We start from the raw sequence: 20,033 nt of genomic DNA, 5'->3' as shown, positions 1-20,033 counted from the left end.
GCCTTCTCCTGGCCACTGCCCAACCGCTCGTAAAGCTCAGGAGGCTGCCATGGTCGCCATCGCCGAACACGTCCTGATTCACATCAAATACCTCGATGACGAGGCCGCGGCCCGGCCGACCCTGCAGGGGGTCGTGTCCGGAGCGAGCCTGCGCGTCGTCGCCCGCGAGACCGCCGACGGCAGGGTGAAGGTGTCGGGCTCGGTTTCTCACCGGATCCATCGCCTGCGCGCCTCCGGCAAGGCCTTCCGCTACTGGGACCGGAAGATCGCCGTGTCGCTGGCCCGGACGAAGCAGGACCTCGTCATCCTCCGGACGCTGACCAAGCCGAAGAAGGTGACCACCCAGCACCTCTTCGACGACGGCCCCTCCCAGATCGAGTCCATGATGGATTCCCTGCAGCACTACTTTCTCCTGCCCATGGGCGTGGTTCAGCATCGCCTGCGGTTCGTCGAAGGACCCGCTCATGGGTTCCTGCCCGCTCTCGCCGGTCTCGTCGAGGAGATCGGCCGACGCATCGGCGACCTGCCCCCGGTCGCCGAGCGCTTCCCGTTGCTGACCAGCGCCAACAGGCTCGCCCTCGCCTTGTCCGGCCACCTCTTCTTCCTCGACGCGCACGACTACCGCCGGGTCGCCGAGAACGTCTTCGGCAAGACCCGCTACCGCAGGCCGCTGACCCGCGAGATCGAACGTCTGACGAGCACCGCGGGCAGCAGGGGCCACAGCGGCGACTTCCGCATCCTCAACTGGTTCCGGCTCTTTCGCGGCCTCGTCCCGATCGACTGGATCATCGAGTCGATGCGGGCCGCGCCACAGAACGCTTTCGTGCCCTTCACCGCGAACGAGTTGGTCGAAGCCAGAAGACTGCTGCGCCGTGTGCCCAGGCCGATCCTCCGCCGGATCCTCGCCGAACCCCTTCAACAAGCAACGCACATCGTCCGGGACATAGCGCGGGAGATCGGTACCCCCGAACTGCGGCGCCGCGACCTCGACCTGCTGCCCGAGCTCATCGCGGCCCGGGGGCAGAAGCGGATCCGCGGCGCGCAAGACCTCGAGACCCTCGTCCGCAGCATGCCCGAGGTGCGACTGATGAGCGCGGCTTTCGCGCGCAGCGAGCGTGCGGCCCTCGCCATGGCCCGCGAAGACCGGGAACGCCAGGAGATGGACCACTACAACCAGGCCGCCGAGCACCTTGACGGCGCGCCGGCTGCGACCTGGGAGCTATGGCGGGACCCGGTGTTCCGCGACGACGCCGCATCGCTCCTCGCTGACCGTCGCCGCGAGCTCATGGACGCCCGCGAGCGCGAACGGGCCGAGCGGGAGGAAAAGCATCGTCAGGAGCGGCTCGCCCGGGAGACCGAGCGCGCCGCCTGGGCCGCCGCGACCGCTGACCGCCTCGACGGCTTGGCCGTCGACGACCTGAGAATCGTCGTCGCCCGGGACGCCGACACACTGGCCTACTGGGGGTCGGCGCTGAGCAATTGCATCGGCGCCTACTCCGGCGAACTGGGCCTGGACGTCTTCGCGGCCGTCGTGGACGGAACGGGTCGAGTACGGCTCAACGTCCAGATCCAGCACGGAGACGGGATCACGCAGTTCCTCGGCGCGTTCAACCGCGACGCTCTCAGGGAACTGGGCGAACAGGCGCACACGGTGCTCAGCGCCTTCGTCGATGCCGGAGCACCGCTCGGCGCGCACGCGCTCGGCGTCACCGGGCTCACGAGCACGACCGCAACCATCACGTGAAGCAGCCTCCCCTGTGCACGGTCTCTGCCGTGCACAGGGGAGGACCTCCTTCTTCTCACACGTTCAGAGCTGCTCTCGTCGAGACGAACCGCTGCTACGACCAGTTCTGGGGCGCGTGCGACTGCCCGACTCGTGACGCCGTACCCGAACATGCTCGGCGAGCTCAGCGGACGACCGCACCCACCACACACGGGTTGGCCGGCCGGGGCAACGAACAGCGCCGCGCATCTCCCCACAGCCCCGTCCCGTCACCCGCGTCCCGCGCGGTACTACCCCTCTGTCCGTCGTCGCTGCAGCTCGGCAGAGCCGAGCCGGAGTTCGCCATGGAGAAAACCGCATGATTGAGGAGGTTGCGATGACCGGCGTGTGCCCCAACTGCGGGGAGGAGACACTCAACGGCGAGTACGTCCACGAGGAGTGTGTGGAGGACTACATCGCCTACGTGCAGGGTGATGACTGACAGAGAACATTCACACAGTGGACAAGCCCGGCCGGACTCATGGCAATTGCCCGGCCGGGCGATCGAGCCGCAGCCCCGGGAACACCTTCGCAGGAGGAGCCATCACCGCACCTGACCCACTCGCCGTGCGTGTCTTCGAACAGCAGGTCAACCGCCACGAGGTCAACGCGCGCAACGACTTCGCCAGCGTTCAGGGCAGGGTCCAGTCCCTCACCCACGCCCTAGAGACACTCAGCAGCGCTGATGTCGGGATCGCGCTCGGCGCTGCCAAGAATCTTGCCCGGGATGTGGCGGACCTGATCTCCGACCTTGCGGCTCTGGCGACGCTCAAGGATGTCGCCTTCCTCGTCAGCGACTCCGAGGCGAAGCCATGACCGATCGGTACCTGGACCGCACCTGCTCGGTGCCCGGCGACGCCAGTCCCGAGAATCACGACACCGGCTTCCTCGGAGCGCCGGCACCGAAGCGGAGATCAGCGATGCCAGACAACCCGCGCCCGCTCCGCCCTTCACCCGGGCAGCAGTCCCCAACGGACCGTTACCAGATCCAAGTCCTCCGTGACACCCAGCAAGGCTGGATCCCAGCCGTCGTGGACACCGTCAGCTACCACCCCGGCGAACGCTGGTACGACGACCGTGCCGTGGCGCTGGAGGAGGCGCGTCTACTGCGCGGCCGACTGACCTGGGCCGATGTGCGGGTCGTCCACAAGGACGCGGCCGGAGAGATCACCGAAGTGAAGAGTTGAGCTCTCTCGATCGAGACCCTTTCACGGGGCAGGCCATGGACCGGCACTCGCAGCCCGCTAGCGATGCAGTTCGCCAGCGATGAGGTGACGGGCACCTGATCCACGACTTGACCTACGCCCGCTGAGCCAGGACATGGCAAGCCGCGTCTGGACGGGCTGAAACAGCACCCAGACGGCCCGCGTGTATCTATGCACTAGTAGAAACCTTGTAGCTACGCATTACTTGTGCAAGACTCACGTCACGGAACCCGACCATCTAGGAACCGCGCATGAGCGACACCGTCTCGCTACCGACGAATACGCCCACAAGGCCGATCAGGGTCCCCGCGGCCATGTGGGACGCCTACGGCCGAGTTGTCGGTCGGCTCGATACTGACCGCTCGGCTCGTCTCCTGAGGCACATGGCTGCAGACATCCGCGAGTACGGCGATGAGCAAGATCTCGCTGACCTGGAGCAGGGGCTGCGTGAACTCGCCGAACGCCGCTCACGTATGCGCCAGGGGCGGCCACGTAAGGCGCAGGGCTGATCTATGCCGAGAACACGCCTGAGGCTGAGATTCTTGCTCAGCAATTCCGGCAATGGCTGGTATCGGTGGTGCACAGGGGGTCATGATGACCTGCAAGCACAACATCTGGGGACCGAGCCATGTCCGTGACAACATCTCAGCAGCGGGACCTGCTGACGCTGTGTGCGCTGCGGGTGGACGGCAAGCTTCTCGACTGGAACATGCTGGCCCGCGCCTGTCAGACACCGGACGCCCTGGCGACTGTGATGGCAGGTGAACTGACTGAGGACTCTAGGGCTGCTTCCCGTGGTCGTGTCATCCTCCGGCAGGGACTGCGCGACCTCGAAGATGCCAGAGCCTACGTCGATGCTGAACTCGCGGCCGCTGAGAAGAGCGGCGCTCGTTTGATCACCGTCCTGGATGAGGACTACCCCGCAAACCTTCGTCTGGTCCCCAACTTGCCGCCATTCCTGTTTTACCGCGGCGAACTCGAGGCGGCCGACGCCCGCTCCGTCGCCGTCGTCGGCACCCGCGCCGCATCCGAAATCGGCCAGTCCCGAGCGGCCCGTATGGCACGTGAACTGGTCGCCGAGGACGTCGTGGTCTTCAGCGGTCTCGCCGCCGGTATCGACACTGCGGCGCACACAGGTACTCTCCAAGCTGGCGGACGCACCGTGGCTGTGATGGGTACGGGGATTGCTGCCAGGGTCTTTCCTGCGCAGAACCGTGGTTTGGCCGAACAGATTCTGGAGCAGGACGGTGCGCTCGTCTCACAGTTCTGGCCGACGGCGCCTAGCGCACGTTGGACTTTTCCTCAGCGCAACGTTGTCATGTCCGGAGCCACCATGGGCACGATTGTGATCGAGGCATCTAGCACTTCCGGTGCAAAGATGCAGGCCAGGATCGCCGCTGAGCATGGCAAGCAGGTTTTCTTGATCCGATCCCTGGCTACCCAAGAGCCTTGGGCCGCGGACATGATCGCTAGCGGGCAAGCTGTCGAGGTCGCAGAGCTCGCCGACGTTCTTGGGCGCCTCGGATCTGCCCAGCGGGTTCATCAGGCTAGCCAGCAGCGCCTTCAGCTCGCTCTGGGAGGACTGTGAGCACAGGCCCCCTACCGGCGCCACTGGGGTTCCCTAGGTGTCACTCGTGCGCTTATCTCATCAATGGAACCCCGAAGATCTGCGGAGAGTGCGCGATGCGCACTCTTCCGCTTCTGGCCGATTCCCGCTGCCGCGTCTGCAGCCAAACGCTGACAGCAGGGGCTCGCTGCTCCAACAGGATCTGTGGCTGGCACGTCAACAGGCGTGGATTCACACGCGTCGACGCCATCGCGATGTTCTCCTCACCTCTCGACGGTGCCATCAGGGCATTTAAGTACGAGGAGGGGAAAGCGGCCTGGGCGGTGGTGTTCGGTCGGCTCGTCCTCGGTTGGCTTCAAACCCATGAGGACCAGGTCGCTGACGTGGACCTTATTGTGGGGAACCCGACTCCGCCCGATCGTCAGCCGCTCCAGCACATCGAGCGGATCCTGGCAGCGGCAGCCGCTGAAGACACGCGTGAGCATTGGCCGCTGAGGCCGTACCGCGTACTTGTCAAGCCTGATCCGACGCCTCGCTCGGCGGGCGGCAGTTGGCAGGAGAAGATGGCGGCGGCGAAGGAGCACGCTGCGGCCATCCGGCTCGGCGAGTCCGTTGAGGGGAAGAACGTCGTGCTTTTCGATGACATCTTCACGACCGGTGCCCAAACCTCGCAGGTCGCCCTGATGCTCCGTGAGGCTGGAGCTTCGAGCGTCCGTGGCCTGGTTCTCGCCCGCACTCCATGGGGCAGTTAGCGGAGCGTCTCATCGACGGTACGCCAGATGTCGTGCGGGATGACGTCGAGAACTGCGGCTCGCAGACTGCAGTGATGACGACCTTGTCGAGACCGTAGGGGATCATGTGCGCGCCGGAGACGCTGCCTCACCGGTCGAAGGCGGGAACGGCAGTTCGGAGGACTGAGCTGCGACGTGCCAAACGTGGCGGCGGCGGTCGTGAGGTAGGCCCAGCCATAGCCTCGGTTCAATGCGCGGCGAGGATTCCAGTTTGATCATTTTCCCCGCCATGCCGCCCGACATCAGCGCGGTAACCATGTCGAGTTCTCCGTGCAGTTCGACGACCAGCCATGTGTCAAATCCCGGTGAGCAGGGGGCCGATTATCCCCGGCAGTTAGCCGCACTGTGGCTGGTCACGCCAAGGCATGGCAGTGGCACAGCGACCAATGAACGATATGCGACGTTCGGCGTCTGTTCTGCGCTCCAGCAGTCTGTCGGACGGATTGCATGGTGCGCCGATGTACTCAACGAGACGATTTGCAACCCGAAACTCGGCGATTATCGGGTCATGTTCGGCAAGGAGAAGGAAACTGGCCACCTGCCCATAGCCGACGGCGCTGTCAGTGATCTCCTTCTTCCGGAAGGTCGCTCGCGCTACCAACGACATCAATCTGGGCATCTCGGCAGAGACCGGCCCAAGCCTGCCGCTTGTGAAGGTGACAGCGGAGAAGACGGGCACCGCCGTGAATTGATGCACGGCTCGCCGTCACGGTGGGGGCCGCCGGGGTCATTACTTCCGGCCCCGACAACACCCGAGCACCCGCGCGTACTCCGCACCGCCGAACCGAAGACACGTGCATGGAAGATCCACAACTGGTTGCCGCCGGGCACAGTTCCGATCCTTCGCCCAGGCCACAGGCTCCGCGCTTCCGATGGCTACCTAGTGGTAGTTTGCTGACGGGCGAGCGCGCCCGCGGGCTGCAGGCCGACCGGTGATCGCTGTGCGGGCGGCGCGTCGCCGCCTCCGTCCTACGGTCCGCACTGCTGATCACCTCGCACGGGTCAACAGCTGGCTCCCGGTATCCCCGCTCGATGGAGGACCCGCCGGGGGCGGCGTCCTCCCGATCAGCGCCCGCGACCCGTCCACGGCTCTGGCCCAGCGGAGCCTCTGGCTCCAACCACCGAGGACGTGCGCCGGAGTCGGCCAGGTGTCGAACCTCTGCAGAGTGAGCGTGTCCCGACGGTGCACCACCGCGGGGATGTGCAACAGCGCCAAGTGGACGTAGACCATGTGCACGGCCTGAGGAGATACGTCCTCCGCCGTCACGTGCAACTGGGTCTGGGGATTCAACCCGTGCTCTCGCATCGCCTGCGAGACCGCGACGATGAACGCCCCCGGACCGCAGGTCGGCTCGTACAGCTCGGCGAACCCGTGGTCGCGCGCCTGCTCGATCACCGGCTCGGCGCGCATGCTGGCCACGAGCCGGGCGACGTCGTAGGGCGTGAAGAACTGGCCGAGATGCTCGTTGCCGAGGTCCAGCTCCATGTAGAGGCGGCCGAGCACGTCGCACGGCTGCGTCTGCATCACCAGGGTGACCAGCGCGAGGGCGCGGGCGAACCGGTCCAGCGCCGCCCGGTCGTAGTGGCCCGCGGTGCGCAGGTACTGCTCCTCGCGCCGGTCGTGCTCGACAGGGTCCACGACGTTCCGGAAGGCGAGCGCGGCCATCTCGACGAAGTCGTCGAAGACCTCCGTCATCCGCTTGGCGCCGGCGTTCGCCTTGAGCAGCCGCACGATTCGCCCGTAGCCGTTCACGGTCCGGCCCGCCGCCGCTGGCGGTCACGGGGCATCACGCCGCGCCGGTCTGCTCGCCCGCCTGCGCCAGCTCGACATGGCGGGCCGTGATGTACAGACCCTCGCGGTTGAGGTGCCGCGAGTAGCTCGAACCGAGGTAGAGCACCGGGATGTCACCGGCCGCCGTGAGCAGCGCCGGGTGCAGCAGCTCCCTGACCGGGCCCGCGCCGCCGCCGTAAACGTAGACGACCTCGGTCGTGGCGCCGGCTTGGGAGAGCACGTCGCCGAAGGCCGAGACGATCTCGTCGACCAGGTACACGGCCTCGTCCTCGACGAACCCCGCGGCCCGGCCGTGACGGCCGCGCTGCAGGGGCGAAGGCTCAGCGTGCAGGAAGTCCGCCAGCTGCTTGCGGCTCGCGAAACGCAGCGTGGGATCGCTCTCGCTCATCCGCTCCATGGCATTCAGGAGCGCCGTGCCGTAGCCCTCGTCGAGGGTGAACGCCGCCTCCGGGTTGAAACGCCCGTCGGTGAAGACCGGAAAATTCACGGTGCCCTCGCCGACGTCGACGCCGACGGTGTTCTCCACACTCACCAGATCGGCGGCGGTCACGCCCTCGATCAGCTCGGGCTGACGGGCCTTGAGGTCGTCGAGCAGCGCCTGGGCCAGCGGCTCACCCTTGTCGGTGATCGCGAACTGCGCCGACGCGCCCTCGGCCATGACCTGGACGTCGACGAACTCCAGGCGCACCGAGACCGGCGTCGAGAAGTTCTTGATCGTCACCAGGTGCACCGTGGGGCCCGACGCGCCGACGGCGCCCATGAACTCGGCGGCGTAGGCGTGCCGACGGGCCACGAACTCGGCGATCGGCAGCGCCAGACCGGCCCGGACCCGCACGCGCAGCTCGTGGTCGGGCAGCGAGCCATGGGCACCGACATGGTCGCGCAGCGCCTTGGCGGCGAAGACGCCCAGGACGAGCACCTTGCTCAGCTCCTGGTCGACCTTGCTGTGCTTGCCGAGGACCTCGAACTCGGTGAACTTGGAGCCGCGCACGCTCAGCGCCGAGCGGCCGAAGATCCGCCGGTCGGCGGCCGCGACCAGGGGAGTGGTCATCGAACAATCGAGCCGGTTGTAGAAGTCGCCGTTCAGCTCCTCGGCCGCCGAGGAATCGGGCAGCGGCACCTTCGGGCTCGTCCGCGACGTGGACACGACCGCCGAAGGAAGGTCGATCTCGTCGACGACCTCGGTGCCGGTGTTCTTGATGACGCCCTTGAGGTAGCCGTTGCCGACGTCGATGCCGCCGGTGAGGGTGATGATGTCGGTACTCATGCCGTGGTCCCTCTTCTTCCTCGTACTGGCCTAGGGGATCGGGCCCGCCGCGCACGGCGGCAGATCGCTCATCGCCTAGCCGCGCGTGGAACATCGCCGTGTTCCGCGGGGCGCTCTCGGCGAGCGCCAGGGGGAGGACGACCGGTGCACTCAGCAGCACCGAGCCCATCAGACCGAGCACATGCCAGATCGTCCCCGGCTCGCGGTCGTCATCGCGTGTATCGCTCATTCACCGCCGGGTGCTCGCCATGATCTCGTCGATCGAGGCCTGCTTCCGCGGCGGCTCGGCGGGCTCGGGTTCCGGCGCGGCCGGTTCGTCCGCCGGGGCCCGCGGTTCGGCGCCGGGTTCCTCGGCCGGCTGTTCGGAGGCCGCGGCGTCCGCTGGTGACTTCTCGGAGCCGTCCGCGCCGGAGGCCTCAGGCTCGATCGCCGGATCACGCTGAAGACCGGCGAGGTCCATCTCGTCCGCGCCCGGGTTGAGCGTGTCCCCGGTCTTGGGGGCGACGGCGCCGGTCGCCTCGTCCCGTGAAGACCCGCTCTGCCCACCCTGTTCGGTCTGCGGCGGACGGCCGCGGCGCGGCAGCTGCTCGACGGGCTTGTTGTCCACGTCGATGTATCCCTCGCGCTGGATCGACTCCCGGATGAGCACCCTGAGGGAACGCGAGATGTCGGCTTGCTCATCGAGCCACCTGTTCGTCGACACGTCAGCGGCAGGGACGCTCCACCTCAGCCTCCGCGGCCCAGCGGGGTCCGTCATCACGAGCACCTCCCGATATCGCAGCACTGGTCGGGACGCAGGGGCGCGCGACGGCCCCCGCGCGGCTGCGCTGCACCGGACATGTCGAATCAACCTCTCTTCGATAGAACGAGGAGACTCATTCGAGGTCTTGATGATGCCCTTGTCGACTTCCAAGCTATGGCCTTGTCGAGGTCTTGTGCAAGTCCTATCGGGTCAACGGATCGACCTCAATGAGTCCCATGTGAATAGTGGACGTGATGGAACCTGACAAGGACCCAGGCAAGACCCGCCACCGGCTGTCCCGGCACACGCCAGTGGGGACTACCTGTGGTCTCGCTCGCGTCCCCTTCGCCACCCCGGGCAGGCCCAGAGGTCGTGAGCCCAGGCATCGACGCTCCAGCGCGTGTGCCTTGTCGGGGTCTCAGTTGCGTCCTCAGGGGACCTCCCGTGGGCCAGGAGGCATGGCCAGCCGACAGCGCGGTCATGTGAAGCCACGATGGAGCCCCAGATAAGACCTCATCCAGCCCAGCGCTTTCGGGCACCTGGACTATTGCGGGTCCCTCATGCGGCTCGAACCGGACTCTTATCGGCACTCGACCCGACCCATATCGGTCCTGGTCTCTCTTCGGTCAACGGCAGCCACGAGAGAGCCCAGCGTTGCCCCAGGGCCGACCAGACGCAGACCTGAAAGGGTCCTGGCCCTTATCAGGGCCCGGGAGGGACGCTGCCCGGCCCTGGGAGCGGCGCGGCACAGCCCGTGCTGAGACCACTAGGAATCCAGAACCCCTGACGTAGGCAAGAACAGGCCAGCAAGACTGGTTCGGGGCAGCATCGGGTCTTCATCGCGGCGCATCGCGGTACACACCTGGCATCGATCAACCACACGTGAAACCCGAGACGGACCGAAAGCAGGCCCATCGGATCGGGCTGTCGCGTTCGTGGCTTACCTATCCGCTCGCCTTCCACCGGACCCGCGCAGCGACCCCGTCGACCTGGTGGCCGCCATCGGAGCCGGACCGCCACTCGGCCACGAGTTGCTGCGCGTCGGCCGGCGCCTCACGGTGTGGCGTGAGCAGCGAAGGCAGTTCGTCATACTGCGCGTCGACCCCTCCGTGCCCTGGATGACTGCCCGGCCCGGCCTCCCCGGCTTTTAGAGCCGGTTGCACTCGACGTAGATCACCCATTGCTCTCGTTCCATCGTCACGGCATCATCGCTCGGGGCCACACGTGGTACTCGACTTCTTCAACCAGGTCGACATGGTTGTGGCTCTCGCAGTAGTGCACGATGTCATCGGCCTCAACGAGACCCGCGCGTAACTCAGCCACATCGGCAGGGTAGTCCGTGAGGTCGTTTCGCTGCGCGCTGCTTTCCCCGTCCTGAGATGGCGGGACGCGATGCCCCGGACGTCGTGCTTCTGAACATCAACCGCCGCCGCATCCAGCGCCGCGGCATCAAAGACGCGACAAATCACCCTGCTGAACACGGGTGCCCGCGATACCGACGAGATCCTGCAGACCGGCTGGTCGATGCCGGAGCATCGAGGGAGCCTATCCAGGCAAGAGTTGTCCACAGCCGCAACCGGAAACGGGACCGCACGCGGTCACGGCTGGGGCCAGGGGATCGTCACGTCCGAGCGGCAGCACGACGACGCCCGAAGAGCCAAGACTCGTCCAAACGCGCGAGAAATCGTCGCTCGTCCGCGCCACCAGGGGCGGGCATTTGTACGGCGGTGCCACGCGCACCACAACAGGTGCACACCATCAGCAGGCGATGACCAGGGGAGAAACACCTGTGCGCACACGCGCTTCGCGCACATCGCGACGCCGTACGCACCTGTGCGCACAAACAGTTTCCCTGATACACCAGCGTTCCAGGCCTCCGCTAACGCTCCGGCCGTGGAACAGAAGGAGCAAAGGAAAAAGGGCATAAGGGAACCTGGCAACAGTGGTCCTGCGGACTCTCGCTCCGCTCGGCCTCTCCGCTGACGCTCCGAGACACTGTTGGTCGGCATAGCCGACGGGTTCCACCGGCTCGCTGCGCTCGCCGGGTCCTCGGTCGCTGGCGCTCCCTCGGCCATGCCCAGCGCTGCGCTTGAGTGGCCGATACCCACCACCTCCGCCGCGTTGGCCACGGAAGTGGCCCTCCGCGGCACAGGAACGCGACGGTGGTGGACCGCCCAGCGCTACGCGCCCGGCTCGGCCGAGGAGGACGGCCCGGCGAGCGGGTCGCTGCGCGCCCCAGCCAGTGCTGATCATCCGTGCGGAATCGGGCCGTCTGGCCAGCAGAGCTGGCACGGGTGCGGTGTTGACCATCGAGGCTCCACGGACCTTGCCGGGTCCGTGCTCGATGACCGCCATCCGCACCCCGAGAACAAAGAGGCGCCGCCATGCCGCAATCCCATTCTGAGCCAGGGGTGGCCGCCGAGCCGCGGCCTGCGCTCTCGCCCTACGACACCGGTGTCCGGTGCGAGCCGAAGTCCTGGCTGCCGTACGGCACCGCCGTCACCGAGCGCACTCCCGTCGAGAACTTCGGCAAGGTCGACTTCGAGGACGAGGAGGGCAACACCGTCTGCGTCGCCTACGTCGAACGAGGACGCGACGGCCGGTACACCGTCCACGTCGAGCCGCTTGGCGACGCTGATGCGATCGCGGTCGAACTCCACGCGGAATGACCGGAAATCAGCCGTCGATCGATCCCAACAAATATTCACCCATCGTTTCGGCGCAGTCATGCCCGGGGACCGCCACACGCCCGTCATCCGCATCCCCACTGACACCGCGCAGTCGGTGATGGCGCTCTGCGCCGCTTCGGGCAGACCCGTCCGACCGATCGAGGGGACTGAAGTCATGTACTCACACGTCATCCTCGTCACCGGTGCGCGCAGCTGGGACGACGCCCCTGCGATGAAGCGGGCGTTCCGCGACGCCTGGGGCGCGTGGGGGCCGAGTTCAGTGACCCGGCCGCTGCTCGTCTCCGGGCACTGCCCGCCCGACGAGCACGGACGCGGCGCCGACGCCATGGCCGAGAGGCTGTGGCAGGCGCAGGGCCTCGAGACCAGAGCCGTTCCCGCGGACTGGTCGTCCCATAGGAGGAAGGCCGGCTTCATCCGCAATCAGACGATGGTCGACCTCGTCGCCGGTCTGCGCGACCAGGGGAGCACCGTGCTGTGCATGGCGTTCCTCGACCTGTGCCAGAAAAGCCCCAACTGCCCGCAGCAGCGCGACCAGCAGCTGATGCCGCACCTCGGTGGCCACTATTCGCACGGAACGGTGCACTGCAGAGCGGCAGCCATTGAGAGGGGCATCGAGCCGGTCGACGTGCTCCATCCACGGCTTCCACCCTTCTGAGCCGGGAACCGCGCCAGGACTGGATGACCTTCGACCTGGCCAGACACGGCTTCACACCGCATCGACTCTCGATTTTGGATCCTCCGGATGTGAACCGAGCCTCGAGCTGGGGAAGGGCTTCGAATTCGGTGCCGAGGTCAACGACCGCGGCCTCTCCCGATCCAGCTCGGCCCAGGATGACGCCACATATAGCCAACCCTGGCACCGATCCTGTAGTGCCCCCGGCCCGAATGCCGGGGGTGTTCCCTTGGAGGGCGTGGTGAAGCTCCGCTTTGAGTTCAGCGTCGAGATTGACGCGAGCCTGTTCCAGGCAGTGGAGGCGCTGAACCCGCAAGGAGTGAGGAAGCGTGCCGCATGTGAATTCGCGGCCGACATCACCGAGACAGACTTCTACGAGAAGTTCGTCGATAAAGTCACTTGGTATCGAATGGGTGGCTCCGATATTCCCTACGTCGTTGAGCATGCCAGCTGAGCTGGGGCGATCCATCCGCTCCCAGATGGAGTCGGACTCCTGGGGAGACTTCTCCTGACGAAAGGAAACAGCACATGGCCAAAGTCGAGATTTTCCACAACGTGGCCAAGGACCAGAAGGGGAGGCCGCTCGGGTTCTCCGGCTACGAGCCGGGCCACGAGTTGGTGAAGGTCTTCGAGGTCGACGTCGAGGCCACCGAGAGGACCGACGCCCGTCATCTCGCCGAGGTGGCGTTCGCGTTGGGCAATGGGCAGACCGACAAGAGCGAGGACTATTACGCCCGCCGCCTGCGTTCGGTCAGCGTCGGAGACGCGGTCCGCGTCGGCGAGGTCTGGCTCTCCTGTGACCGGACTGGCTGGTCGGTCCTGAAGGGACATTCGCCGCACGACATCACTAGCGAACACCAGGGCGAACACGGCACGCACCGCTGGCAGCCGTAGCGCGAGGGATCCTTCTTCCCTTGACGCCGGGCATTCACCCGGCTCTTTTTATGCCCAGACAAAGGAGACTCATCAACTGGTGCAGCATCGACTTTCCAGGGCCTGAAGCGCTCCCGGGGGCGCGGCGAGTTGCTTAACCAAGGTGAACACGGCGGATGGAGAGGCGGATATGGCAGGAGAGGAAAACGACTTCAAGGATGCCATTGACGGACTTCCGGCGGATGAGACTGTGCTGTTCTCCCTCGACGGGGCCAGTTACCAGATCGATCTACACGCGGACCACGCGAAGGAGTTGCGGGCCGCGCTGGACAATTTCATCAAGCACGCCAAGAAGGGCTGATCTCCAACTACCCGGTTGTTGCCGGGTGGCCTGTAGGTCGCTCCGCCTTCTCGCATCCGAAAGAAGGGAGTCCTGTGGCAGATCTCGACGAGAGGGCGCGCTTGGTTCCCAGAGGCTACTACGGGGGGCGCAGGTATGAATGGCCACAGTGCCAGTATTGCGGCCGAGCACAGGATCGCGACTGCGAGCGGGTCGAATGCCCTCTTTGTCGATCTCCTCAGTGCCACGGCAACGGCTCGGGAGACGGCTCCTGCGCGGTCTGCTACCACGGCCTGCTACCGGGTTGGTGGCGCGGGCAGCACGGCGACAGCACCTGCGGCTACAAGGGATGCGATAACGATGCGATAGCCAATGCGCCGCGCATCAAGCGTGTCTGCTCCGGCCATGTTGATCGCGTCACGGTTCGTGTATCCGGCCGGAAGGTCACCTTGCGCGAGTACGTGGTCGAATGCGTAGCGCATCGCGACTCGGGCCGAGGGTGGCATCACTGGAGGCTTGTGGTCTGAATCCTGACAAGAAAACGACGGGCCCCGGCTTAGGCCGGGGCCCTTCTCATGTCGAAGGGAATTCCTATGGCCATCTACCCCCACTGCGACGACACAGAGCGCGAGGGCTTCTTCCCGATTGAAGCCCGGCTCGCCCAAGACGCGGTCATTGACGCCGAGTACAGCCTCCGAAAGGCCCGCAAGCACCTCATTGGCGAGGACACCGCCGTGGACGGTTGTGAAGCAGAACTCAGGAACGCCCGCACCCACGTGGGGGAGGGCGACACGCCTGGTCGACTCGCTGAACGCGCGTGCCCGACTCCTCGCCGAGGAGACCGAGCAGGGAGGCGTCAGCCAGTGAGCGACCACATCAGGGGCATCCCCCGATCGTCACTGCTCACGCCCGTCCGGTCGACGATTGCGGATCCGCCCATCGCGTGCTTCGAGGCAGGCGGGTGGTGACCTGATGGCCACCGACATCTATGCGCCCGCACCGCGCTGGGACCCCTGGCACCACATCCCCGAGACCGAGCGCGTCGGCCGGGTCGTCGTCGTCGGCTGCGGCCGCTCCCAACGCGACCACCCGGCACCGGCCGGGCAGATGTACGTCGGCTGCTTCCACAAGCTGTGCCGACAGGCGGCCGACACCTTCCGGCCTGACGTGCTGTTCATCCTGTCGGCCAAGTACGGCCTAGTCACCCCCGAACGCCGGATCAGGCCCTACGACGTCCGCCTTGGAGGGCCGGGCTCGGTACCGCCCGCACGGCTGGCACGGCAGGTCAAGAAGGCAGGCGCCTGGCACGCGGACGAGGTCATCGTCCTGGCCGGCCGTGCCTACGTCGACCTCGCCCGCAGCGTCTGGCCCGATGCCACTGCCCCGCTCGACGGGGCACGCGGAATCGGACAGATGCAGTCGATCCTCACCCAGATCAGAGATGGGCGATGGCCATGACCGACCACGTATCGGACAACATCCGATCGGCACTGCTCATGCTCGTCCCACTGGCGATTGCGGAGCTGGCGGTCGTGCCCTTGGAGATGCGGCGGGAGATCGCCGAGGAGGCCGGCGACATCATCGCCGGAAAGGCCGACCAGCTCATGTTCGCCTCCGACAACAAGCCCGGCGTGCTGGGGCCGATGGCCCGCGGCTTCGCCGCCCTGGCCTACCAACCGGGCGGCGTGACGGCGCTGGGACTGCACGCCTGCACCGAACCGCACAGTGAGTGCCCCTGCGAAGAACGCTTCCCCCATCACCCTGTGTTCGGCCTGGTCTGCGAAGTGAAGCAGTGAGCCCCCCACGTTCTCCCCCTAAGAGGCTCCCCACTGAGCAGCAAAGGCGCGTAGCCACGGCTATCGCCCGTGAACGGACTGACGTCGCAGGAAAGCTGGGAGAAATACCAAGCGTCCGGGCCCCTGCGGCCCGCCGACCCCTCCAGCAGCAGATGCCGGACCTGCAGACCGCCGAGCCAGCAAATCACCTCCGTCGTCAACGCTTCCAAGGAGCAACGGCACACGGAGGTAGTGCGATCTGAGGCGGCAGCGGGAGCTTATGCACCACAACGACATCCTCAAGTCTGTAAGAGAATCAACCTCGGCGGGGATTGAGACAGAGACATCCGTCGTCCGCTTGGACGACGGGTGCGAGGCCCACCCGCTCATCGCCCTCATGGGGCGAACGAGCAACCCAGGGAACGTGACCGGCCGAACACGACTGGGAACCCCGGCAGAGCTCTCGCGCACGCAAGAACGCTCGGCCGGGCTTCCCGGCCGAGCGTTCTTGCTGAGCTACTGGCACTACGCAATTGATCACACTGTCGGGGCGATCCTTGGCGTCCGCCGGTGCTCCGGGGCTTGAGCCGACGGGTGGTGACGCGCCGCCCGAGGCTACTTCTTGCCGCGCCGCTCCGGATGCGCGGCATCGTAGGCGGCCATCACCTTCTTGGGGATCCTGCCCCGCTCGGCGAGCTCGATGCCCTCTTTCTTGGCCCAGGCTCGGATCTCGTCGCGCTCTTCGACAGTGGTCTCGGGAACCTGCCGCACCTTCTCCGGTTTGTTGTCCGCTGCCGCCTTGCGGCCTGCCTCGATGTAGGTCTTGAGGGTCGATGCGAGCTTCTCCTCCTCCTCGGGAGTGAGGTCGATCTCGTACCACGTCCCTCCGAGCCCGAAGGTGATCGTGGCGGCGTCGCCCTTACCGGATAGGTCGGACTCAACAATGCTTCGCGTAGCCATGACCAGAGGGTAGACCACTGGCAAGGCTATGGAAAGTCATTCGTGAGCATGTCGCCTGCCACTCGGCGAGCACTGCTATCTGAGCAGGAGTCGCATGTCCGCACTGCTAAGATCGCACTATCGATCAGGACAGGACAGCCAAGGACACCATGACCATGGAACGCATCCACGGCGACTCGAATCTCCAATGGGATGGAGCCGACGGCACCGCTGATCTCTTCGCGCTGCTCTGCCGGCGCAGGGGATGGACAGAGGAGTACCTGGCCGCGATCGACACCCCTGGGCACGACCGGCTCAAGGACCTCGACCTGATGGTCTCGGCCCTTGAGGACATCCGCTGCCGCGATGGGACGGTCACGATCGCCCCCGATTTCGACATGGACGGCATCGCCTCCGGAGTCCTCGGCTACGCCGGCCTCACGGAACTGGGCTTCGACGTCCGGCTGCACATGCCCGACTACCGGCGAGGGCACGACCTCACCCCCGGCGACATCGCCGAGATCCACCAGCAGTGGCCCGAGACCACGGCGCTGCTCACCTGCGACGGGGGAGTGAATTCCCGCGACGGCATCGCCGCGGCCAAAGCGCTCGGCTGGACGACGCTGGTCACCGATCACCACCAGGAACTCGAGCCGGGCAGCGCGGCCGACATCACCGTCGACCCCTGCCGCATCGGCGAGACGTACGCGTTGCGCGGCATCTGCGGCGCGCACGTGCTCTACCAGGTGATCGAGGCCTATGCCGTGGCCCATCAGCCTTGCAAGCTGTGGGCGATCCGGCTGCTGCGCCTGTTCGCCGGCCTGGGCACGGTTTCCGATGTCATGCCCATGCTCTACGAGAACCGGCAGTTGGTCCGTGACTCCCTGTCGATCGCCAGGCTCCTGTACGTCGCGGCCCCCAAGACCGTGCCGAACCCCAACGGCGGGCTGGACCCCGACCCCGACGGCATCGATGTCGAGCAGGCCACGCTGCTGCGGTTGCTGCACCTGGACGACCACCACCCGGCCTTCCTCACGGCGTTGGAGGGTTTCGCCCTGCTGCTCAAGGCATTCGCCCAGGCGGGCAGACTTCGGGACGCCGACGATCTCGACGAGGGCTTCTACGGCTTCTACCTCGCTCCGGCCATGAACAGCCCACGGCGTACAGGCGCCCCGCTCGACGACTGTTTCGCGGTCTTCACCCACCCCTCACCCGAGGCGAAGCTCGCCGCCATGCACCGGATCATCGAGAACAACGAACGCCGCAAGGCCCTCGCCGCCGAGCATCTCAAAGAGCTCGCCGACGTCGACCAGCCGCTGGCGCCATGGGTCTACTTCTCGGACGCCCCTCCGGGCATGTACGGCCTGCTCGCCTCGCAGATGATGCAGGCCACCGGGCGCCCTGTCGTCGTGCTGAGCCGGCCGAGTTCGCCGACGGAGCCGGTGAGCGGTTCGGGCCGGGCCCCGAGCTGGTTCGACCTCATCACCGCGCTCGACGGCTACGACGATCTCTTCGCGATCGGTCACCAGCAGGCCTGCGGCGTCAGGCTCGCCACCGCGCAGGCGCTCAGTCAGCTCGCGACGATCCTGGAGGACACGACCCGGGTTCTGCTGCTCACGATCGGTGACGCCGTTCGCCCTGCCGGCGATCTCGTCCTCGGTCCGTCCGCGGACTGCGACATCTCGTTGTCCGATCCCGAGCAGCTGATCGAGCTGGTCCGGCGGATCGAGACGCTCAGGCCCTTCGGCCACCAGTTCACCGAGCCTCGCGTCGAGATCATTCTCGACGGCTGCCGCGTCGACCGCATCGGCTCAAACAAGCAGCACCTGCGGATCCTCACCAACACCGGACTGGCCTGTCTGTGGTGGAACGCCGCCGAGTCCGAGTACGACCGGCTCGCCGGAAGCACCGCTGATGAGCGGCTCCGGTTCCTGGCCACGTTGCAGCTCAACACCTTCATGGGCCAAACCCGACTCCAAGCCGTGATCTGTCAGCGGTTGTGAGGTCCGCTGGGCCCCACCACCGCAAGGACTTGGAAGGCCATGCCCCTCATCCCGCTCTTGCTGCGCCTGGGATGGTGTGTGCTCGGCGCCGTTGCGACCCTGGCCGGCTACCTGGCGATGGCGGTTCCCATCACCGCGGCCGTGCACGATCCGATGGTCGCGACCCTGGTTGTCGACGGGGTCGTCGTCCTTGCGGTGGTCGGCGTCCGCCTCGTCCGGCCCCGCTGGGTGGCCTACGGGCCCGGGCCTCGTCCGATGCCGCAGACGCCGCGCTTCTGGGCCTGGGTAGCACTCGCCGGCGCCTTCGTCTTCCTCGCCGGCCAGACCGCGGCGCTGATGCTCTACGGCCTCCTCGGCTCGCCGCAGTTCGACGCCAACGTCGAGCACCAGCGGTCCTCGCCCGCTGGCCTCGTCGTTCTCGTCACTTTGGTCCTCGCCCCGATCAGCGAGGAGGTGCTCTTCCGCGGTCTGCTCTATCCGCTGCTGCGCCGACAAGCCGGGGTGCTCATGTCCGCGGTCGTCACGGCGCTGGCGTTCGCGCTCGTGCATGGCAACCTCGTCCAGGCGGCCCCGGCGGTTCTACTGGCCCTCCTGCTCGCTCTCGTCTACGAACGCACGCGTGTCCTGTGGCCGGTCGTCGCACTGCACACGGTGTTCAACCTCGCCGCCTCGATCGTCGCGCCGTCCGCGCTGCAGGCATTGGCGACACCGCTGTGCTCCGGACTCTTCCTCGCCGTCTGTGCCCTCTGCCTGGTCGGGCTGTACCAGCGCGCCACCGTGCAGAGCACGAGCGGTTCCGCCGAGAACGCCCCGGCGCGACAGTATGACCAAGCAGCCGTCTTGGTCCCGGAGTCGCGTCCGGACCAGCCGTGATACGACTCCGGACGGCTCTGCGGTCGGGTGACCGGGGGTGGACCGGCCAGCGCTGAAACGCCTGATAGGTAAGTAGCAGTCAGACGTGAAGAGCCCGGATGAAAGGAGCTGGTCATCATGTCTGTGATTGAACGGTGTGTCTACGTCGACGGTGAGCTCATGTCTGCTTCGGGGACAGCCGCTGTGCTGGGCGAGTAAGGATCATGGTCTCGTCTCACAACGTCAGGAAACACAGAAGGACCGGCGAGTTCCCTTCCCACGGGGAACAGCTCTCCGGTCCTTCTGTTTCCTTGCGACCCAATTCAAGCAGTGCGACATGTAGTGAGACATTCAATTGCCATTCGCATACGACGGTATCACGCACCTTGAAGACACTCAAGGTGACACGGATCGTCATCGGACTGGCGCACAACAAAGGTTGCGGCAACGGTGAACGGCAACGACATCGATAGCACCGAGGATAGCCATTAGGTGTAGGACAACCAGCTTGACCATGGCGCCTCATAGGTGGCCGGTGGGACCGCAGCACCTCCGGAGCAGGGCCTACCTCGGCGACGGCCTTGCCTCGGCCGCCGAGCACACCGTGGGTACCTGGCGCGGACGGATCGGGGCTCGCACAGAGGACGCCGGCGGATTACAGCGTCCGCGAGCAGGTCGACAGAAAAAGTTCGACGAAACCGCCGTCTGCGACACTGCCCGTGAAGAGGGCGAGGTCGCCCCCGGTGTCAAAGACCACTGCGA

The 20,033-nt window shown here is 66.3% G+C and carries 21 protein-coding genes; 17 read left to right on the top strand and 4 right to left on the bottom strand.

Going from position 1 to position 20,033, the window contains the following annotated elements; all coding sequences use genetic code 11:
• Positions 1-49: 49 nt before the first annotated feature.
• From FXF65_RS37515 to FXF65_RS37490, 8 genes are all read left to right on the top strand, one after another.
• Positions 50-1,744: a hypothetical protein gene (locus FXF65_RS37515; RefSeq protein WP_148354896.1), complete on the top strand. Its 1,695-nt coding sequence runs from the start codon at positions 50-52 to the stop codon at positions 1,742-1,744.
• A gap of 337 nt (positions 1,745-2,081) precedes the next feature.
• On the top strand, positions 2,082-2,204 hold the full coding sequence (locus FXF65_RS46055) for a hypothetical protein (RefSeq protein ID WP_281288995.1): 123 nt from the start codon (positions 2,082-2,084) through the stop codon (positions 2,202-2,204).
• 17 nt (positions 2,205-2,221) lie between these two features.
• Complete coding sequence (locus FXF65_RS37510) at positions 2,222-2,578, top strand: hypothetical protein (RefSeq protein WP_148354894.1); 357 nt, start codon at positions 2,222-2,224, stop codon at positions 2,576-2,578.
• On the top strand, positions 2,575-2,949 hold the full coding sequence (locus tag FXF65_RS37505; protein WP_148354892.1) for a hypothetical protein: 375 nt from the start codon (positions 2,575-2,577) through the stop codon (positions 2,947-2,949). Before FXF65_RS37510 ends, FXF65_RS37505 begins: the two co-directional genes overlap by 4 nt.
• Positions 2,950-3,350: 401 nt before the next feature.
• The gene (locus tag FXF65_RS46050) at positions 3,351-3,476 is read left to right on the top strand and encodes a hypothetical protein (protein ID WP_281288994.1); all 126 of its coding nucleotides are present in this window, start codon (positions 3,351-3,353) and stop codon (positions 3,474-3,476) included.
• A 119-nt stretch (positions 3,477-3,595) separates the two neighbouring features.
• Positions 3,596-4,555: a DNA-processing protein DprA gene (locus FXF65_RS37500; protein ID WP_148354890.1), complete on the top strand. Its 960-nt coding sequence runs from the start codon at positions 3,596-3,598 to the stop codon at positions 4,553-4,555.
• Positions 4,556-4,650: 95 nt separating this feature from the next.
• Positions 4,651-5,286, top strand: coding sequence for a ComF family protein (locus tag FXF65_RS37495; protein ID WP_148354888.1), 636 nt, complete (start codon positions 4,651-4,653; stop codon positions 5,284-5,286).
• A gap of 229 nt (positions 5,287-5,515) precedes the next feature.
• Positions 5,516-6,223, top strand: coding sequence for a hypothetical protein (locus tag FXF65_RS37490; protein ID WP_148354886.1), 708 nt, complete (start codon positions 5,516-5,518; stop codon positions 6,221-6,223).
• A gap of 90 nt (positions 6,224-6,313) precedes the next feature.
• Here FXF65_RS37490 and FXF65_RS37485 read toward each other — a convergent pair whose 3' ends face one another.
• The 3 genes from FXF65_RS37485 to FXF65_RS37475 all read right to left on the bottom strand — a co-directional run bounded on the left by FXF65_RS37485 (position 6,314) and on the right by FXF65_RS37475 (position 9,087).
• Positions 6,314-7,057, bottom strand: coding sequence for an N-6 DNA methylase (locus FXF65_RS37485; RefSeq protein ID WP_222868947.1), 744 nt, complete (start codon positions 7,055-7,057; stop codon positions 6,314-6,316).
• A gap of 55 nt (positions 7,058-7,112) precedes the next feature.
• Positions 7,113-8,384 carry an acetate and sugar kinases/Hsc70/actin family protein gene (locus FXF65_RS37480; RefSeq protein ID WP_148354882.1) on the bottom strand — a complete coding sequence of 424 codons (1,272 nt, stop codon included), beginning with the start codon at positions 8,382-8,384 and terminating at the stop codon, positions 7,113-7,115.
• 229 nt (positions 8,385-8,613) lie between these two features.
• On the bottom strand, positions 8,614-9,087 hold the full coding sequence (locus FXF65_RS37475; RefSeq protein ID WP_148354881.1) for a hypothetical protein: 474 nt from the start codon (positions 9,085-9,087) through the stop codon (positions 8,614-8,616).
• A 2,423-nt stretch (positions 9,088-11,510) separates the two neighbouring features.
• Here FXF65_RS37475 and FXF65_RS37470 point away from each other — a divergent pair.
• From FXF65_RS37470 to FXF65_RS37440, 7 genes are all read left to right on the top strand, one after another.
• On the top strand, positions 11,511-11,795 hold the full coding sequence (locus FXF65_RS37470; protein ID WP_148354879.1) for a hypothetical protein: 285 nt from the start codon (positions 11,511-11,513) through the stop codon (positions 11,793-11,795).
• Between the two features lie 58 nt (positions 11,796-11,853).
• Complete coding sequence (locus tag FXF65_RS37465) at positions 11,854-12,471, top strand: DUF2493 domain-containing protein (RefSeq protein WP_222868946.1); 618 nt, start codon at positions 11,854-11,856, stop codon at positions 12,469-12,471.
• Positions 12,472-12,718: 247 nt separating this feature from the next.
• Positions 12,719-12,943 carry a hypothetical protein gene (locus tag FXF65_RS37460; protein WP_148354875.1) on the top strand — a complete coding sequence of 75 codons (225 nt, stop codon included), beginning with the start codon at positions 12,719-12,721 and terminating at the stop codon, positions 12,941-12,943.
• 74 nt (positions 12,944-13,017) lie between these two features.
• On the top strand, positions 13,018-13,383 hold the full coding sequence (locus FXF65_RS37455) for a hypothetical protein (protein WP_148354873.1): 366 nt from the start codon (positions 13,018-13,020) through the stop codon (positions 13,381-13,383).
• Positions 13,384-13,525: 142 nt separating this feature from the next.
• Positions 13,526-13,723 carry an Lsr2 dimerization domain-containing protein gene (locus FXF65_RS37450; RefSeq protein WP_222868945.1) on the top strand — a complete coding sequence of 66 codons (198 nt, stop codon included), beginning with the start codon at positions 13,526-13,528 and terminating at the stop codon, positions 13,721-13,723.
• 951 nt (positions 13,724-14,674) lie between these two features.
• Entirely contained in the window at positions 14,675-15,160 is a 486-nt protein-coding gene (locus FXF65_RS37445) for a DUF6884 domain-containing protein (RefSeq protein ID WP_148354871.1), read from the top strand.
• Complete coding sequence (locus FXF65_RS37440) at positions 15,151-15,498, top strand: hypothetical protein (RefSeq protein WP_148354869.1); 348 nt, start codon at positions 15,151-15,153, stop codon at positions 15,496-15,498. Before FXF65_RS37445 ends, FXF65_RS37440 begins: the two co-directional genes overlap by 10 nt.
• Before the next feature lie 594 nt (positions 15,499-16,092).
• On the opposite strand, the gene FXF65_RS37435 is transcribed toward FXF65_RS37440, so the two are convergent.
• The gene (locus FXF65_RS37435; RefSeq protein WP_148354867.1) at positions 16,093-16,437 is read right to left on the bottom strand and encodes a histone-like nucleoid-structuring protein Lsr2; all 345 of its coding nucleotides are present in this window, start codon (positions 16,435-16,437) and stop codon (positions 16,093-16,095) included.
• Between the two features lie 149 nt (positions 16,438-16,586).
• On the opposite strand from FXF65_RS37435, the gene FXF65_RS37430 reads away from it, so the two are divergent.
• A complete protein-coding gene (locus FXF65_RS37430) occupies positions 16,587-18,419 on the top strand; it encodes a DHH family phosphoesterase (RefSeq protein WP_148354865.1) in 1,833 nt (610 codons plus the stop codon).
• Between the two features lie 39 nt (positions 18,420-18,458).
• The gene (locus FXF65_RS37425; RefSeq protein WP_148354863.1) at positions 18,459-19,292 is read left to right on the top strand and encodes a CPBP family intramembrane glutamic endopeptidase; all 834 of its coding nucleotides are present in this window, start codon (positions 18,459-18,461) and stop codon (positions 19,290-19,292) included.
• Positions 19,293-20,033: the final 741 nt, after the last annotated feature.

Source organism: Actinomadura syzygii (assembly GCF_008085905.1).
GTDB classification, from domain to species: domain Bacteria; phylum Actinomycetota; class Actinomycetes; order Streptosporangiales; family Streptosporangiaceae; genus Spirillospora; species Spirillospora syzygii.
The sequence above is the reverse complement of the archived record's forward strand: the minus strand, read 5'-3'. Positions and strand labels throughout refer to the sequence as shown.